12 protein-coding genes are annotated in these 14,645 nt (G+C 59.4%); 8 read left to right on the forward strand and 4 right to left on the reverse strand.

Annotated elements, in window-relative coordinates; translation table 11 throughout:
• Positions 1–18: 18 nt before the first annotated feature.
• Both CGA21_RS20375 and sohB read right to left on the reverse strand, forming a co-directional pair.
• Positions 19–3,864 (reverse strand): dermonecrotic toxin domain-containing protein, encoded by a 3,846-nt coding sequence (locus CGA21_RS20375; protein WP_188264905.1) that lies wholly within the window; start codon positions 3,862–3,864, stop codon positions 19–21.
• A gap of 183 nt (positions 3,865–4,047) precedes the next feature.
• The gene (gene sohB / locus CGA21_RS20380; protein WP_020799152.1) at positions 4,048–5,070 is read right to left on the reverse strand and encodes a protease SohB; all 1,023 of its coding nucleotides are present in this window, start codon (positions 5,068–5,070) and stop codon (positions 4,048–4,050) included.
• Between the two features lie 201 nt (positions 5,071–5,271).
• On the opposite strand from sohB, the gene CGA21_RS20385 reads away from it, so the two are divergent.
• From CGA21_RS20385 to CGA21_RS20410, 6 genes are all read left to right on the forward strand, one after another.
• Positions 5,272–5,982 carry a histidine phosphatase family protein gene (locus CGA21_RS20385; protein WP_110754487.1) on the forward strand — a complete coding sequence of 237 codons (711 nt, stop codon included), beginning with the start codon at positions 5,272–5,274 and terminating at the stop codon, positions 5,980–5,982.
• Between the two features lie 63 nt (positions 5,983–6,045).
• Positions 6,046–6,360 (forward strand): SCP2 sterol-binding domain-containing protein, encoded by a 315-nt coding sequence (locus tag CGA21_RS20390; protein WP_110754489.1) that lies wholly within the window; start codon positions 6,046–6,048, stop codon positions 6,358–6,360.
• 293 nt (positions 6,361–6,653) lie between these two features.
• The gene (locus tag CGA21_RS20395) at positions 6,654–8,501 is read left to right on the forward strand and encodes an amidohydrolase (RefSeq protein WP_188264950.1); all 1,848 of its coding nucleotides are present in this window, start codon (positions 6,654–6,656) and stop codon (positions 8,499–8,501) included.
• Between the two features lie 129 nt (positions 8,502–8,630).
• Positions 8,631–9,494 (forward strand): LysR family transcriptional regulator, encoded by an 864-nt coding sequence (locus CGA21_RS20400; RefSeq protein ID WP_110754491.1) that lies wholly within the window; start codon positions 8,631–8,633, stop codon positions 9,492–9,494.
• A gap of 409 nt (positions 9,495–9,903) precedes the next feature.
• Positions 9,904–11,055, forward strand: a complete 1,152-nt coding sequence (locus CGA21_RS20405; protein ID WP_188264906.1) for a sterol desaturase/SRPBCC family protein — start codon at positions 9,904–9,906, stop codon at positions 11,053–11,055.
• Entirely contained in the window at positions 11,052–12,140 is a 1,089-nt protein-coding gene (locus CGA21_RS20410) for an SMP-30/gluconolactonase/LRE family protein (protein WP_110754495.1), read from the forward strand. Before CGA21_RS20405 ends, CGA21_RS20410 begins: the two co-directional genes overlap by 4 nt.
• Positions 12,141–12,237: 97 nt before the next feature.
• Here the strand turns inward: CGA21_RS20410 and CGA21_RS20415 are convergent, their stop codons facing one another.
• Both CGA21_RS20415 and CGA21_RS20420 read right to left on the reverse strand, forming a co-directional pair.
• Positions 12,238–12,468 carry a hypothetical protein gene (locus tag CGA21_RS20415; RefSeq protein ID WP_188264907.1) on the reverse strand — a complete coding sequence of 77 codons (231 nt, stop codon included), beginning with the start codon at positions 12,466–12,468 and terminating at the stop codon, positions 12,238–12,240.
• A gap of 109 nt (positions 12,469–12,577) precedes the next feature.
• The gene (locus CGA21_RS20420; protein ID WP_110754498.1) at positions 12,578–12,811 is read right to left on the reverse strand and encodes a DUF465 domain-containing protein; all 234 of its coding nucleotides are present in this window, start codon (positions 12,809–12,811) and stop codon (positions 12,578–12,580) included.
• Between the two features lie 217 nt (positions 12,812–13,028).
• Here CGA21_RS20420 and CGA21_RS20425 point away from each other — a divergent pair, with 217 nt between their 5' ends.
• Both CGA21_RS20425 and CGA21_RS20430 read left to right on the forward strand, forming a co-directional pair.
• Positions 13,029–13,550: a DUF4142 domain-containing protein gene (locus CGA21_RS20425; RefSeq protein WP_110754500.1), complete on the forward strand. Its 522-nt coding sequence runs from the start codon at positions 13,029–13,031 to the stop codon at positions 13,548–13,550.
• Positions 13,551–13,789: 239 nt separating this feature from the next.
• The gene (locus tag CGA21_RS20430) at positions 13,790–14,641 is read left to right on the forward strand and encodes an STAS domain-containing protein (RefSeq protein ID WP_033040504.1); all 852 of its coding nucleotides are present in this window, start codon (positions 13,790–13,792) and stop codon (positions 14,639–14,641) included.
• The last annotated feature ends 4 nt before the right edge of the window (positions 14,642–14,645 follow it).

A 14,645-nucleotide genomic window follows, 5' to 3' on the forward strand; every position in this document is an offset into this window, starting at 1 on the left:
GGGTTCAAGGTTCACCCGTTACTGCGCGCTTATCGGAAACGGACGTCCCATGGCCTCCCAGTCCCGATAAAACCGGGCACGATCCTCAAGTGCCACGAACAGCGCAAACGGGTTTTCAGGTTCGACCTGGGCCGATTCAATATCCTGAACCAATCTCTCCCATAGCGCTTGCGAAGCATCGGCATCACCGAGCAGCCGCCACACCCTTCCCTGAAGCGACAGATAATCGACCCGAAAGTCCGCCGTCAGGCTGAGTCCATCCACGACCCTCAGGAACCGGCTGCCGAAGGGCCTGGCTGCCAGCCGCTGCCAGATCAATTGTCGCGTCGCCTGCAGCTCCCCATCGCTTTCGCGCAGCCATTCGATGACATCCCCGTAATCGGGCCCGGGATCACTTAACCACAGGTTGATACCTGTGCGCCGCCGATGATCGACAATGCGCAACAAGGTGTCCTCATCCGTCAATGGATTGCCCTGCAACAGCACTCGATCCCTCGCGATAGCCTGGTTAAGCACTGCTGGTGGCACCCGGGCTATCTGGTTATTACGCAGGTTCAGGCACTCCAGGTAAGGCGGGTCCATGATCCCGACCGGGCAAGAGCTGATTTGCGTATTTCTCAAATCAAGCCATCGCAGGTCATTCATCCCCAGCACCAAAGGCGGGACACCCAGGGGGTTATCGCTCAGAACCAGGGTGTGCAGACGGGTCAAACCCGTCAGTTGAGACGCGGCGGCCTCGCTGAACGTCAGGTTTGTCGACCTGAGATTGAGCGTAGTCAAATGCCGCATCTGATTGATTGCAGCAGGCAGGGCACGTGGCGCGACGCCGCCAGGATTGAAGTGACTCAGGTCGAGACTTTCCAGATTCAACACTTCAAGATTGGGAAAGCCCTCGAGAAACCCCTCCAGGCTTTGCACTTCGGTCAGTTGGAAGCCGCGCATCGACAAGTGGATGACATTATCGAACCGGACATTCAAGTCGGGTAACCGGTGGTGATTCTCGAAGTCGAGATCCAGCTTGATGCCGCGTATCTGATCAGCCGCCAGTAACAGATCCTGTGGCGTCCTGCGTTGCTGCCAGATGGCAACCAGCTCCTCGGCCAACTCATTTCGAACCGCGCCTTCGTTGCGCATTTCAGTCTGCAGCAGCTCAACGTTATAGGCCTGGATTTGAGCATCGCTCAATCCCGCTGCTTCGGGATCATTCGGGGTGAGGAAATCGATACCCATCTCATGGACGTCATCGGCCACCATATCCACCCAGGCGGTCAGGTCGGTGTCGAGTTGCTGTAGCTGTTGCTTCAACCATTCGATGTGCGCCTGAGCGTTGTTGCCCTCCCGCAGGAGAATCCCGTCGGCCTGGGCATCGGTGAAGTCTGGATAGATCTCTTTGAGTTGCAGGCGCATCATCTGGTGCGTCAGGGCCTCGGCCTGGGGCGTTCCCGGAAAGCCGCCGCCTCTGAGCCCCCGGGCTTCAAAAGGCAGCCCGGCATCCCTCCTCCGTAGTCCGAGACTGAACTCGGACCGGGGCAATGCCTGATCGCCGATTTTCTGCCGCAGTTGGTTGGCCTGATCAGGCGCGTGCAAATGCAACGCCGAACGCTCGTCTTGCGACAACAAACCCAACAGCGCTTCATGGAAGTTCGTTTGCATGCCCTGGTGCAGGTAATGGTCGGAAGTCTTGATCAGGCGTCGAACGTCGGTCGCCTCCAGTGGACCAATGCGGTCGAGCACGCGTCCGATGGCGGTCTGTTCAACAACATCGACACGAAGATTCCCGGGCCAGCCGGGCATGCTCTGTAGCGAATGCAGGGCCAGCGTTTCCGAGTCCGGGCTGGCCACCGAGCGCAGAAAAAGACCTTCATAGGCCCGATTTAGCCGCACATGCTGTTGGTATTGCCGCGCCTTGCTGTCCAGGCCTGCAAACGCTTGCCTGGCTTCGGACAATTGGGGCGAACGCTGGATGTCCACGCCATAACGGTCAAGCATTTGCTCGATGACGTTCTTGGGCAGGTTCGGATATTCGCGCTGGAACAGTTGGACCCATTCATTCTCCGAGCGTTGAAGCGCGGCGTAACGACGGTCGAACAATTCGGCTGTACCGGCAGGACCAAGGTCTTGATCGATCGTGAAGCGACTGATCGTGTCAGCCAGCAGCGGCGTCGGTGGGCGACCCGATTGCATCAAACGCAACATATCGTCGTCGATCGCGCTGACTTTGCCGATCTGTGCCAGGACTTCATCGCTCAAAGACGCCACGGTCGGCCCGATGCCGCGGATCAGCTCGACCCGTGTCGGCAATGCCGGCTTCGCGGGGCCCGGCATTGGCGACGTGCTTACTTGCGAGCCGGGCCTCACCTCGCCTTCTTGCGGAGGGACGACCGTGGTTTCCCCCTTCAGCGCCACTTCAGCGGCTATCGGCAGGGCGTTGAGCAAACCAAAAACGGTGCGTGTCACGCCTTGCGAACGCTCGCTCGAGGTTTGCCCCGTTACCGCCTGAACCAGACCGTAACCGGCGTCGATCAGCCCGGCCAGCGCCAGGATGCCCTCGCCCCCCGGAACAAACAGCGCCAAGGGGCCGAATTGATTGATCCATTGCACAAGCGGCTCGACGACTGCGCTCAGGTTGTCGCGATTGACCTGGGCATCGCTGCGGACGCTGGCGACGCTGGCCTGGGCCGCCCGTTTCATCGTCAGCACCAGTTGCGCAAACGGGTCGCTCGCCGATGGCGGATCGTCATAGCCGATGTACTCGGCCGGATCCCAGTAGCCGTCGTTGTTGAACAGACCTGCGTTGTTGGTCAGTCGGTGCTCCACCGGATACTGCGCCATGCCATCGAGCGCCGTGCGCACACCGGCGTGAAACGTTCCGTCGTCGCGATCGTCTTCGGCAAAATGCGCCGCCAATGCCTGTTTAGTCGCGCCGACCTTGCCCTGCGCAACGATCCATTGGTGCATTTGCGTGGCGTCAGCGAACTCATGCAAGGGTGACGAGTTACCCGGTATGTACAACAACAGCCTGGCACTGGTGGTGTCGCGCAAGGCCCAGATATCTGTCGCGGTATAACGATACAGTTTCAAGCGACCGGCCTTGACGGACGAAGACACGCGTGTTGGTGCTTGCAGTTGCTCGATGGTCAGCGTTTCCCATGACTGGTCAGGGGGCAAGCCTGCCGCCTGTAACGCCAGCTCCAATCCCTTTTGGGTCAAGCGTTGCTCATGACGCTGCAACCAGGCCGTCATGACGAACGCCGCCTTGACCGACGTGCGCAATGCGTAGGGCCGGTCGGCAACAAGCTCTTCGTCCGATGGCCAGGCGTGGTCAAGATAGCGTTGATAAAGCCCATGCAAGTCCAGCTCCCACACCCATCGCTTGAAGTCCGCAGGCCTCAGGCCAAGCTGAGTCTGGGGTCCGTAGGCTTGTGGAAACGTTTGGCGATAGATGCCCTCATACGTGTCATGATTGCCGCTGCCATGATCGGCGAATTCATCGACGTTCTCTACGATGCGAACCGAAGGCCCGATGTCAGGCGGCGTGTACAGGCCAAACGCCGTTTCACCAAAACGCCCGTCTCCAACGGTCTGGTAGTTGGACAGCAGCGCTTGCAGCAGCGACTGCGAGCTCGCCACTTGTCCCTGCTCGATGCCATCCTGTGCAGGATGACCCTTGTAGCGGTAATCGAGGGTCACCAGCAAGGCCGTCTGCGGCTCGATGTGCGCTCCCCACTTTTCCTTGATCAAGTGCTCGCCAAACTGGCTGGGGGATTGTGGCAGCGCGAGGTCCACGACGTTTTTCAGTTCATCGCGCAGTTGCAGAGACGACACCGGGGATGGGCCGGCATCATCTTCAGATAGTTCATTCATGGTGCATTCCGTTGCAGTCATTTCAGGACCACCACCCTACTCGACCCACTCCCCCAAAAAAGCGGGAGCGATTGACAGTGGCGATAGGAAATTTCGCTGCTTGGGGACGGAAAGCGTTTTGAAGGCCAAAAAAAATGAAACCGTGGTGATTACCACGGTTTCATTGGTTTGAAGCGTTGAACGTTACCAGAAGCGTTGCTGGGTCAACCGGCTCCACCAACTCAACAACACACGATCAACCGAACCGCTGGCCGCGATGCCAATTCGTTCCGGCAGGCTTTTGCGTTCGGCGTAGTGCAAGTGGTAAAGCTCCGATTTTTTCGCCCGTTCGGCGAGGTATTCATCACTGGTCTTGAGTTCATCGACCAGTTGCTTGTCCAGCGCGGCAATACCGAGCCAGATTTCACCAGTAGCCACTTCGTCGATAGCCAGTTGCGGGCGATAGCGGGCAACGAAGTTTTTGAACAACTGATGAGTGATGTCCAGGTCTTCCTGGAACTTTTCCCGGCCCTTCTCGGTATTTTCGCCAAACACGGTCAAGGTTCGCTTGTATTCACCGGCGGTCAGGACTTCAAAATCGATGTCGTGTTTTTTCAGCAGGCGATTGACGTTGGGCAACTGCGCCACCACGCCAATCGAGCCCAGGATGGCGAATGGCGCACTGATGATCTTCTCGCCGATGCAGGCCATCATGTAGCCGCCGCTGGCCGCGACCTTGTCGATACACACCGTCAGCGGCACGCCAGCATCACGGATGCGCGCCAGTTGCGAGGAGGCCAGGCCGTAGCTGTGGACCATGCCGCCACCGCTTTCCAGGCGCAGCACCACTTCGTCCTTGGGCGTTGCCAGGGTCAGCAGCGCGGTAATTTCGTGTCGAAGGCTTTCAGTGGCGGAGGCCTTGATATCGCCGTTGAAGTCCAGCACGAAAACCCGCGGTTTGGCGTCGGGTTGTTTCTTCTGTTTTTTCTCGGTCTTGGCCTGGGTCTTGCGCAAGGCCTTGAGCTGGTCCTTGTCGAGCAAGGTTTGCTCCAGGCGTTCGCGCAACCCTTTGTAGAAATCATTGAGTTTGCTGACCTGCAACTGGCCGGCGGATTTACGTCGACCTTTGCTGCGCAAGGCCGCAAAGCTGGCCAGCACCACCAGGATGGCGATCACCAGGGTCACGGTCTTGGCCAGGAAAACGGCGTACTCGGACAAAAACTCCACAGGGACTCCTTAAACGTTGCGCGGCATGCAAGCGCGCGGGATACCACCAGCATACCCATGCGCCGCTCCTGCTACCAGCCGTGAAACCTCTGGCAACAGGCCTGTAACGAGCATTTCAAACAAGCGTATGTTTTTTCATTGACAGCTCACCGTCATCCCCATAACCTCGCCAAACCTTCAACGTACCGGGATGACGCGGACGTGGGCAGTATCTATTTGATTCGACATGGCCAGGCCTCCTTTGGTGCAGACGACTATGACGTCCTGTCGCCCACCGGTATCCGCCAGGCAGAAATCCTCGGTCGACACCTGGCCGAACTCGGGATCAGCTTCGATCGGTGCCTGTCGGGCGACCTGCGCCGCCAGCAACATACGGCCAATAGCGCGCTCGAACAATACGCCGCCGTGGGCCTGCCGGTGCCGGTCCTGGAGACCGATAGCGCGTTCAATGAATTCGACGCCGACGCGGTGATCCGCGCGCTGTTGCCTGCCATGCTGGCGGACGAGCCGCAAGCGCTGGACATCCTGCGCAACGCCGCGCAGAACCGTGGCGAGTTCCAGCGTATCTTTGCCCTGATCATCGAACGCTGGCTGGCCGGCACCTACGACACCCCGGGCCTGGAGAGCTGGCTGGGTTTTGTCGAGCGGGTACAGGCCGGCCTGCAGCGCCTCCTCGAACAAGCCGACAACACGCAGAAAATCGCCGTATTCACCTCCGGCGGGACCATCACCGCCCTGCTCCACCTCATTACGCAAATGCCTGCCAAACAGGCTTTTGAATTGAACTGGCAAATCGTCAACACCTCGCTCAACCACCTGAAATTCCGTGGTCGCGAAGTGGCCCTGGCTTCCTTCAACAGTCATGTGCACCTGCAGCTGTTGAAGGCCCCGGAACTCATCACGTTTCGCTGAGTCCGGACTATTGTGACCCTGGCTGTAACCACCCAGCTCTTATTACCAAAAAAGGATCAAACCATGACCTCCGTAGCTGATGCCGTACAAGCAATGAAAGCCAAGTTCAACCCAGCCGCCGCTGCCGGTCTGGACCTGGTCTTCGGTTTCCGCATCGACGAAGACAAGCACTTCTCGCTGGTCGTCAAGGACAGCACCTGCGAGCTCAAGGAAGGCGAAAACCCGGACGCCCAGGTGACCCTGGTGATGGACGGCGAAACCCTGCAAGGCATCGTCAGCGGCGAAACCGACGGCATGCAAGCGTTCATGGGCGGCAAGCTGCGCGCTGAAGGCGACATGATGCTGGCGATGAAACTGTCCGAGCTGTTCCCGGCCTAAGCGAGCCGCTTGCGACTTGCGCAAGCGCCCCTGGCTGCAAACGAATCCCGCCCCTTGTGGCGGGATTCGTCGTTTTGCGCGCCTGAAAACGGCTACCTGCGGATTTGCCGTCTATATTCCATCTGGCCGCATGCGGCTGCCGTAAGCGTTTACCCTCAACTCACGTTGCGCGGAGCACTGACATGAGCCCACCTGAGGAACACAACGGCGTCAACCGCCGCCACGTACTCCAAGGCCTGTCCGCAGGCGCCGTCGGTGCCTGGATCAGCCCGTTGTTCGCTGGGAGTAAAACCATGCCAGACACCCCCGCCGACCTCATTCTCTACAACGGACGCCTGCACACCGTCGATCGCAAGAAACCCCAGGCCAGTGCCGTCGCGATCAAGGACGGGCGCTTCGTGGTGGTCGGCAGCGACGCCCAGGCCATGGCCCTGCAAGGCCCTGGCACGCAAGTCATCGATTTGCACGGGCGTACGGTGATTCCGGGCCTCAATGACTCGCACCTGCACTTGATCCGGGGCGGACTCAACTACAACCTTGAGCTGCGCTGGGAAGGCGTGCCGTCGCTGGTCGATGCCTTGCGCATGCTCAAGGATCAGGCCGAGCGCACACCCACGCCGCAGTGGGTACGGGTGGTCGGTGGCTGGAATGAGTTCCAGTTCGCCGAAAAGCGCCTACCCACGCTTGACGAACTGAACAAGGCCGCGCCGGACACACCGGTGTTCGTCCTGCACCTGTACGACCGCGCGCTGCTCAATCGTGCCGCGCTGAAAGTGGTGGGCTATACCCGCGATACGCCGAACCCGCCGGGCGGTGAAATCCAGCGCGATGCCAACGGCGACCCCACCGGCATGTTGATCGCTCGGCCCAACGCCATGATTCTGTATTCAACCCTGGCCAAGGGGCCGAAGCTGCCGCTGGAGTATCAGGTCAACTCCACCCGGCAGTTCATGCGCGAACTCAATCGCCTGGGAGTCACCAGCGCGATCGACGCCGGCGGTGGCTATCAGAACTACCCGGACGACTATCAGGTCATCCAGCAACTGGCCAAGGATCAGCAACTGACCGTGCGCATTGCCTACAACCTGTTCACCCAGAAACCCAAGGAAGAGCTGACCGATTTCAAGAACTGGACCAGCACCTCGCGCTACGGCCAGGGCGACGATTTCCTGCGGCACAACGGTGCCGGAGAAATGCTGGTATTTTCGGCGGCGGACTTCGAAGATTTTCTTGAACCGCGCCCGGACCTGCCCGCTTCCATGGAGCAAGACCTGGAACCGGTGGTACGCCACCTGGTGGAACAACGCTGGCCGTTTCGCCTGCATGCCACCTACAACGAATCCATCAGCCGCATGCTCGATGTATTCGAGAAGGTCAACCGCGACATTCCGTTCGACGGCTTGCCGTGGTTTTTCGACCATGCCGAAACCATCACCCCACAGAATATCGAGCGGGTCAAAGCACTGGGCGGCGGCATCGCCATCCAGGATCGCATGGCTTTCCAGGGTGAGTACTTCGTCGACCGCTATGGCGCCAAGGCCGCCGAGCATACCCCGCCCATTGCACGCATGCTGGCCGAGGGCGTACCGGTAGGCGCGGGCACGGATGCGACGCGGGTGTCGAGCTACAACCCGTGGACTTCGCTGTACTGGCTGGTCAGCGGCCGTACTGTCGGCGGCCTGGCGCTGTATCCGCAAGGCTTGAGCCGTGACACCGCGCTGGAGTTATTTACCCACGGCAGCGCCTGGTTTTCGTCCGAGCAAGGCAAGAAGGGCCAGATCAAGGTTGGGCAACTGGCTGACCTGATCGCGCTGTCGGCCGACTATTTCCATATGGAGGTCGAGGGCATCAAGGGTATCGAATCGGTATTGACCCTTGTCGATGGCAAGGTTGTCTACGCCAGCAACGAGTTCGAAAAACTCGGCCCCCCGCCCATCCCCGTGGTACCGGAGTGGTCGCCCGTGGCAAAGGTTCCCGGCCACTGGAAGCCATCGGCACCGCTGACGACTCAGGTTCATCAATGCGTCGGGGCTTGCGCGGTGCACGCGCACAGTCACGAACGGGCGCGTTTGTCGAATGCTCCGGTGAGTGATTTGCGCGGGTTCTGGGGGGCGTTTGGCTGTTCCTGTTTCGCGTTTTGACCTGAAAAACAAAGATCGCAGCCTGCGGCAGCTCCTACAGAGAACGCATTCCCCTGTAGGAGCTGCCGCAGGCTGCGATCTTTTGATTTATGCCCCTACAATGCGAACATTTCCCGCACCGGTCGCCCCATGGACATCGATCTCGCCCGCACCTTCCTGGAAATCGTCCGCCACGGCAGCCTTGCCGCGGCTGCCGAGAAACTCCACGTCACCCAGACCGCGATCACCGCGCGGGTACAGAAGCTGGAAAGTCACCTGGGCAGCACGCTGTTCGTACGCAACCGTGCTGGCGCCCGCCTGACGCCCAATGGCGAGGCCTTCGTGATCTATGCCAATCAACTGGTGGAAACGTGGGAAGCCGCGCGCCGGGACTTGCCCTTGCCCGAGGGGTTCCACGACGTGCTGCACATCGGTGGCGAAGTCAGCCTGTGCAACCCGCTGATGCTCAGTTGGGCCGGTGTATTGCGCGACAGGATTCCCGGCCATGCGCTGCGCATGGAAATCCGTGATGGCGAGCACCTGCTGCGCCAACTGGAGCTTGGGGTACTCGATGCGGCGCTGGTCTATCAGCCCGAATACTGGCCGCGCCTGCAAGTCGAACAGATCCTCGAAGAAAAACTCATCCTCGTGCGCCACCCCGAACGCCCCGAACCCTACGTGTACATCGACTGGGGCCAGGACTTCAGGCGCCAGCACGACGCCGCCCTGCCGGAAAGAGCCAAGGCGGCGCTCAGTTTCAATCTTGGCCCCCTGGGTTTGCAGTACATCCTCGAACACGGCGGTAGCGGCTACTTCCGCACCCGGGTGGTCCAGAGCTACCTGGAAAACGGCATGCTCGAGCCCGTGCCCAAGGCCCCGGAGTTCAGCTACCCGACCTACCTGGTGTACTCACGCGACCGCGATTCTGCAGCTCTACAGCGAGCTTTCGATCTGCTGCGCGAGGTGATCAGCAGCGATGACGACTGGTCACAACGCTGGAACCCGCTGAGCTGAATCGGCTTTGCGGGCGAGCATGCATTTGCGTGCTACCGCGAGCCAGACAACGCGTCGTGTTTGTCGAACCGCGTTATCGTTCTTCGCCAGCAAGCCGGCTCCTACGGTAATTCGCGTATACGCACCAGCAAAAATACAGGGGCAGCTACTAATCTGCTGGAGACGTGATCATTCCCACGCTCTGCGCGGGAACGATCACATCACATCGCTCACAGTCCTGCGATGAGGTGGGCTTCAAGGCCGCTTTTGATTTGCTTGCTTGCGTCAACCTGAAAGACCTCCATCGGCGCCCTAAGAGTCATCGTCCGTTGCCATGACCGCAGCTCCCGCAAAAATCCAGCCCAGCTGCCAACCAAAACGCCGGGATCGACTAATCTGCTGGAGATAACAATAACGACAGGTGATTGCAGTGAGGCAGACCACCGAAGCATTTCGCGCCCGTTACCGTTGTGACATCCATCCCCGCTATAACCCTTGGCTGCATGGGACCTTCGTGCTGATGTTCGGCCTGGTGGCGATCGGTGTTTTCTGGAGCACCGTGCACCAGGTACACCCCCTTGAATGGCTGGCGGTCCCGGTGTCCCTGTGGTTGTTCAGTTTCATTGTGTACATGGTGCATCGTCACCTTGGCCATCACAAAAAAAACTTCGCGCGGATGTTCTATGCCCGCCATGCCGGCGACCACCACAGCTTTTTCGCCCCCGGCAACATGACGTATGACAGCGCCCGCGACTGGCGCGTCATCCTGTTCCCCGCCTGGCTGATCGTGTTGCACACGCTGCTGATCGCCCTGCCCCTGTGGTGGCTGCTCAAGCCCTTGGACGTCAACGTCGCCGGGCTGGTGGGCGGCTGCCTGGTCCTGGGGTACCTGACCTATGAAGTGTTCCATGCGTGTGAACACCTGCCGCCGCACAACCGGATAACGCGGCTGCCGTGGATCCGCCAGATGCGTCGCCTGCATGAATTGCACCACCGCCGCGAAATGATGCAGCAACGTAATTTCAACATCGTTTTTCCGTTGATGGATTACCTGTTCGGCACCCTCTACTGGGAGCCGGAACCGGAACCGGCCATCGAAGACCTCAAGAGAACGCCCATGACCCGCATGCAGCATCAGATCGACATCGCCGGTAGTCCCGTTGCCGTGCTCGCCTATGCCAGCACGGTGACCCGTTGGCCGCAGTGGCATCCATCGTCCTTGCGGATCAACGGCCCGAAGGGGCCTTTGCATGCTGGCGCGCGGTTCGAGGAGGACATCCGCGCCGGTGGGCGAGACGGCCACTTGAGTTGGGTAGTCGATGAGTATCTGCCTGGCCGCCGCTGGATTGCCCGGGCCCACGGCGATAATGGCCTGTCGTTGCTGTTGACTTACGAATGCGCGGCCGAAGGTAGTGGCACGCGGTTCGTGCGCACGCTGGAATACCGGTTCAGTGGCCTGGCGATGCGATTGGCCAACCAATTGCTGCTCAAGCGGCGGATCGATCGCGAATCGGCCGCGTCCATGCAAGCGCTTCGCGACACCGCGCAAAAATACCTGGCGCTGTCAGGAGTCCGTGCGTGAGCCGACCGATCAGGTTTCACCATGGGATACTGCTGCTGATCATCGCCCTCGGCGCTTTCCTGCTATTGATGCCGACCAAAGTGCAGCCCGTAGCCTGGAACCCAGAACCCGCGCCGTCCCTCAGCAGCGGCCCGTACGCGGACAACCAGCGCCTCAAGGGCGTGGTACGCGTCGGCGCCGCGGACATCGATGGCCCCGAAGCGCTGCTCCTGGAAAATAATGCACTGATCACCGGGTTGCATGATGGCCGGGTCATTCGCACCAGCCTGGACGGCCAGGACACCAGGATGCTGACCGATACCGGCGGCCGGCCCCTGGGGTTGGCCCGCCACCCCAATGGGTTGCTGGTAATCGCCGACGCCGTCAAGGGCTTGCTGTCACTGGACGCCCAGGGTCGCCTGGTGGCCTTGACCACCAGCGCCGACGGTGTGCCGTTGGGGTTCACCGACGACGTGGTCATCGATAAACCCGGGCACTATGCCTACTTCAGTGACGCCTCCCGCCGTTTCGGCTACGGCGAGGACCTTAATGCAATCATCGAACATGGCGGCGACGGACGCTTGCTGCGATATGACTTCCAGACCGGCAAGACCACAATGCTGCTGGACAAGCTTGAGTTCGCCAATGGCGTCACCCTAGGTCCGGACGATGCCTTCGTTCTGGTCAACGAAACCGGCGCGTATCGCATTACCCGCTACTGGTTGAGCGGGTCGAAAGCCGGCACCCATGACCTGTTCATCGACAACCTGCCGGGATTGCCCGACAACCTGGCCTTCAACGGAAGCGACCGTTTCTGGGTGGCGCTGTATACGCCGCGCAACGCCTTGCTCGACAACACTGCGCCACACCCATTTGTGCGCAAGATGATCGCCCGGGCCATGACCGTCCTGCCCCAGCCGGTGGAAAAACGCGCCTTTGTATTGGGCCTTGACCTTGACGGCAAGGTGATCGCCAACCTGCAGGATGGCAGTAGCGGCAACTATTCGCCGATAACCACCGCGCGCGAGTACGGGGACTGGTTGTATTTTGGCTCGTTGAGAGCGAAAAACATGGTGCGGTTGCCGCTGAGTACGGCAATGCCATAAACCTGTGGGAGCGAGCCTGCTCGCGAAGGCGAAGTGTCAGGCACACACAATGGCGACTGATACACCGCCTTCGCGAGCAGGCTCGCTCCCACAACGACTACCGCGGATCGGGCTCTGCATTATCGGTTTCTTCACGCACCCGTTCGCGATCGATGTCAGTGCCGTCATCCTGATCCATGGGGATGGCACCTTCGTTGTTCGGCAATTCATCAATGCCCGGTTCATCCTCCGGGTTGACGGCAGTGCGACCGGGACTCAGGGGTTCGGGATGGGTCGGAATGGGGTCGTAGCCCCCTTGTTCTTCGCTGGGAAATTTTGGATCAGCCATGGGGCACCTCGCCTGCAGCCACGTCATCGGGCTTTGACCATTCGAGGTGCCGGTTAATATCGCCGTTCCAATTATTCAGCCACCGACTGTCGGTGGCTCACCACTTGCATCAGGAGGACGACTGGAGCTGTTTGACGATCTTGTCCTTGACCTCCAGGCGCTTCGCCTTGAGCTTCGTCACTGCATCATCACTGGATTTGGCTTCCTCTGCCTTTACCACTTCGGCATCCGCCAGCGAGTATTTGTTGATCAGTGAATCCAGTAACGGGTCCTTGGTGCGTTTCTGCTGGATTTCTTCCTTTGTGCAATGCAAATCCTGAAAAAGGTCGTGGGGCACCGGCATGGAACACCTCCGTTTGTTAATCGGTAGCAAACGCGATTGATTGCGTTCGCCAACTATCAGAATGGCCTTGGTTGGCCGGTTCTGTCGACCATCTGTCAGACCAGCGGTGCCCGTTCGTCGTCCTGTCGCAAATGCGATCAAACCTTCGCCCCCTGCGCGACCTCCACACTATAACGATCAATTCGATCGCCCATGAAAACTGTGTGGAGAAGAACCAATGGAAGGATTTAACCTGCGCCATCTCACCCTGGCCATCGCCTTGAGCACCAGCATGGGCGCGGCCTTCGCGGCAACCGATAATGACTTTGTCGACAAGGCCGCCGCCGGCGGTATTGCCGAAATCGAAACCAGTCGATTGGCCCTGGAAAAAAGCCAGTCTGCCGATGTCAAAGCCTTCGCCAATATGATGATCACCGACCATTCCAAGGCCAACGATGAGCTGGCGGCCATCGCGAAAAAGAATGACATTGAAGTGCCGGACAACACGACACTGGTGAAGCAGGCCAAGGAAAAAATCCTCGATATGCGTGACGAGTCTTTTGATTCGGCCTATGCCAACAACCAGGTCAAGGCGCATGAAGACACCATCGAGTTGTTCAAGAAACAAGCCAACACCGTGACCGACGACAGGACCAAAGGCGCAACGGAACTCAAGGGTTTTGCGCAAAAAATGTTGCCGGGGCTGGAAAAACACCTGGATATGGCGAAAAAACTTCAGGCGGCCCATCCAGACAAATAGACCTGATCAAATGAAAAGACCGCATCGATGGATGCGGTCTTTTCATTTTCGCCAGGTTTCTCCGCCAGCGGTGCGATGCAAAAAAAAAGATCGCAGGCTTCGCCAGCTCCTACAGTGCATGTACAAGCGAATGAAAATTGCTGTCGAACGCGCACAACTATTTCATCGGCTAAATGTCATTGCTTTGCGCCGTTCGTTTTTCCGGGAATCGGGCGCATACACTCAAGGAGACAAGTTCCATGGCGGCACTGCAAACCAGCACTCTCGATGCGATGAAGAACAATCAGGCACAACTGCTCGCCGAATGGAAAAATAGCCTGGAGGCCAGTGGCGCCACGCGCAACCTCAAAGAGAAAGACCTGCAACAGCAGACAGCGGAATTCCTGCAACTGGTGATTTCGGGTCTGCAAAACGGCAATGACCAGAACATCGCTACAGTCGGCTGGGATGAAATTCGCCAGTTCCTCGACAAGCTCTCCCATAGCCGTGCGCTGCTCGGCCAGGATTCGCATCAGACCGCCAGCTTTATCTTCTCGCTCAAGGGTCCGCTTTTTGCCCTGCTGCAGAATCATTACCAGGACAGCCCGGCGTTGTTGGCCGAGCAACTCTGGGAAATTTCCGAATTGCTTGACGCCCTGGGCATGCACACCATTCGCACGTTCCAGAAGTCCCGCGAAGCCGTGATCAAGCGCCAACAGGAAGAGCTGCTGGAGTTGTCGACCCCGGTGGTCAAACTTTGGGACGGCGTCCTGGCCCTGCCGATGATCGGCACGCTGGACTCGCAACGTACCCAAGTGGTGATGGAATCGCTGCTGCAGCGGATCGTCGACACCGGTTCGGAAATTGCCATCATCGATATCACCGGCGTGCCGACGGTCGACACCCTGGTCGCCCAGCACCTGCTCAAGACCGTCACCGCGATTCGCCTGATGGGAGCCGACTGCATCATCAGCGGCGTTCGTCCACAGATTGCCCAGACCATCGTGCACCTGGGGCTGGACCTGCAAGGCGTGGTGACCAAGGCGAACCTGGCCGATGCCCTGAAACTGGCCCTGACCCGGCTGGGACTCTCCGTCAACAAGGCGGATTGAGCCC

It is taken from the genome of Pseudomonas sp. PSB11, from assembly GCF_014596605.1.
Lineage (GTDB): Bacteria > Pseudomonadota > Gammaproteobacteria > Pseudomonadales > Pseudomonadaceae > Aquipseudomonas > Aquipseudomonas umsongensis.

Coding starts and splice junctions, on each gene's coding strand:
- CGA21_RS20375 (WP_188264905.1), bottom strand. CDS start 3,864: ATGAATGAACTATCTGAAGATGATGCCGGCCCATCCCCGGTGTCGTCT.
- CGA21_RS20390 (WP_110754489.1), top strand. CDS start 6,046: ATGACCTCCGTAGCTGATGCCGTACAAGCAATGAAAGCCAAGTTCAAC.
- CGA21_RS20395 (WP_188264950.1), top strand. CDS start 6,654: ATGCCAGACACCCCCGCCGACCTCATTCTCTACAACGGACGCCTGCAC.
- CGA21_RS20400 (WP_110754491.1), top strand. CDS start 8,631: ATGGACATCGATCTCGCCCGCACCTTCCTGGAAATCGTCCGCCACGGC.
- CGA21_RS20415 (WP_188264907.1), bottom strand. CDS start 12,468: ATGGCTGATCCAAAATTTCCCAGCGAAGAACAAGGGGGCTACGACCCC.
- CGA21_RS20420 (WP_110754498.1), bottom strand. CDS start 12,811: ATGCCGGTGCCCCACGACCTTTTTCAGGATTTGCATTGCACAAAGGAA.
- CGA21_RS20425 (WP_110754500.1), top strand. CDS start 13,029: ATGGAAGGATTTAACCTGCGCCATCTCACCCTGGCCATCGCCTTGAGC.
- CGA21_RS20430 (WP_033040504.1), top strand. CDS start 13,790: ATGGCGGCACTGCAAACCAGCACTCTCGATGCGATGAAGAACAATCAG.